The sequence below is a fragment of the Dehalobacter sp. TeCB1 genome, from assembly GCF_001707455.1.
Classification (GTDB): domain Bacteria; phylum Bacillota; class Desulfitobacteriia; order Desulfitobacteriales; family Syntrophobotulaceae; genus Dehalobacter; species Dehalobacter restrictus.
The window spans coordinates 1-1,932 of sequence record NZ_MCHF01000061.1 but is presented as its reverse complement, the minus strand read 5'-3'; the positions used below and the strand labels follow the sequence as shown (position 1 = coordinate 1,932).

2 protein-coding genes and 1 pseudogene are annotated in these 1,932 nt (G+C 37.2%); all 3 read left to right on the top strand.

Translation table 11 applies throughout. The features are described 5' to 3' along the window. A pseudogene (locus A7D23_RS15740) lies at positions 1-256 on the top strand (hypothetical protein); the annotation flags it as partial. A gap of 62 nt (positions 257-318) precedes the next feature. Continuing rightward, positions 319-471 carry an SHOCT domain-containing protein gene (locus tag A7D23_RS16170; protein ID WP_176714429.1) on the top strand — a complete coding sequence of 51 codons (153 nt, stop codon included), beginning with the start codon at positions 319-321 and terminating at the stop codon, positions 469-471. Positions 472-559: 88 nt separating this feature from the next. After that, positions 560-1,932, top strand: a 1,373-nt coding sequence (locus tag A7D23_RS13410) for a recombinase family protein (RefSeq protein WP_068884142.1), incomplete at its 3' end; no start/stop codon positions are given.

The window sequence follows — 1,932 nt, the reverse complement described above, 5'->3', positions numbered from 1 at the left end:
CCAATCATATGTTGCCCACATTTATGATAATGGTACGGAAGTCTTTGATAAATCTGTAGCCTGGAGCGTAAGAAATCAGGACGGGACTACCTCTCCTGCATATGCCACCATTACAGCAAGCACAGGAAATAGCGTAACTATCAAAGCCAATAGTAGCAGTTCCTACATTAATAAATATGCAGTTCTAAAAGCAACGCTGTCGGATGATGAGACAGTGTTTAAGGAGTTTTCAGTACAATTAAAATCATTATTCTAAAATCAATGGCAGGCTGAAACGCTTGCTTTTATTTTACCACTTTTCTGAAAGGAGCATTTTTTATGAGCAAAACGCAAAATGTAGAATATTTGCTCAGTGTTCATTATCTCAAAAAATTGAGAGAAAAGGGGTTCATAACATACGAGCAATATGATGAAATCGATAGATTAAACAGGGTTTCATTTTTAAAGGGTCAAGGGCAGAAATCTGCCTAAGACCCTTATATTAACTTTACTTATTGCCACACTGATTGTATCATGTGTGTACCCAAGTGCTATATTTTAAAAGAGGAAGGAGATACTTATGGCAAATGCAGTTAAGAAGGTTCAAGTTTTACAGCCGATTCAAAGGCAGGACAATTCAGAAGATACACTAAATATAAGTAAAAGAAGGGTTTGTGCTTATTGCAGGGTCAGTACTGATTCGGATGAGCAAATGGAGAGCTACAATGCCCAGGTTAGCGAATATAAGAAAAAGATAACGGAAAATCCTGAGTGGGAGTTTGTTGATATATATGCCGATGCTGGCATAAGCGGTACAAACGTTAAACATAGGTTGGCATTTAATAGGATGATAAAAGACTGTGAGAATGGGATGATTGACCTTGTCATCACTAAGTCCATTTCCAGATTCGCAAGAAACACAGTAGATTGCTTGAAGCACGTAAGGGAATTGAAGAATATAGGGGTTGAGGTTTTCTTTGAAAAAGAGAATATATACTCCTTTGATTCCAAGATGGAATTAGTTCTAACCATGCTCAGTTCCATAGCACAAGAAGAGAGCCGAAATATTTCTGAAAACACAAAGTGGGGACTTAGAAAACGCTTCAGGGATGGGGTAACAATTTGCAATACCGAAAGGTTTCTTGGCTATGACAAAGACGAAAATGGCAATCTTGTAATTAATGAAGAACAAGCTAAAATTGTAAAAAGGATTTTCAGGGAATACCTTGATGGCAAAGGATATGCAGCTATTGGAAGAGGACTTGAAGCAGATGGAATAAAAACTGTAGCAGGGAAATCAAAATGGTGGGATTCCAGCATCAGGGGTATTCTTGAGAATGAAAAATACTACGGGGAGTTGCTACTGCAAAAGACTGTGACAGTTGATTACCTGACCAAGAAAAGAGTTGACAATGATAACCTTGAGCCAATGTATAGAATTGATAACAACCACGAGCCAATCATATCAAAGAAAATGTTTGACCTTGTACAGCAGGAGCGAAAGAGACGCTTTGAAATAACAAGAGGCAGAAATGAGGACAGGAGAAAATACAGCAATAAATATGGATTCAGCGGTAAACTCTTCTGTGAAAAATGCGGAAAGACCTTAAAACGCAGACACTGGAATGTCGGAACAAAATCAGAAAAAATAGTATGGCAGTGCAATAGTTATATAAATGGAAAAAAGAACTGCTCCGAAAAAGCGGTTGATGATTTAACTTTAAAAAGAGCCTTTATCCAACTATACAATGATATGGTTGTTGATAAAGGCTCTTTCTTCAAGGTTTTCTTGGAGAATATAAATAAGATCATGAGTAAGGAATCGAAGGTTTCAGAGATAAATAAAGTCACAGAAAGCATGGGGTTACTGGAGCAGGATTTAAGCGAATTGGTGCAATTGAAGCTTCGAAAGCAAATTGACGATAAATATTACAACAAGGAATATGAAAGGAT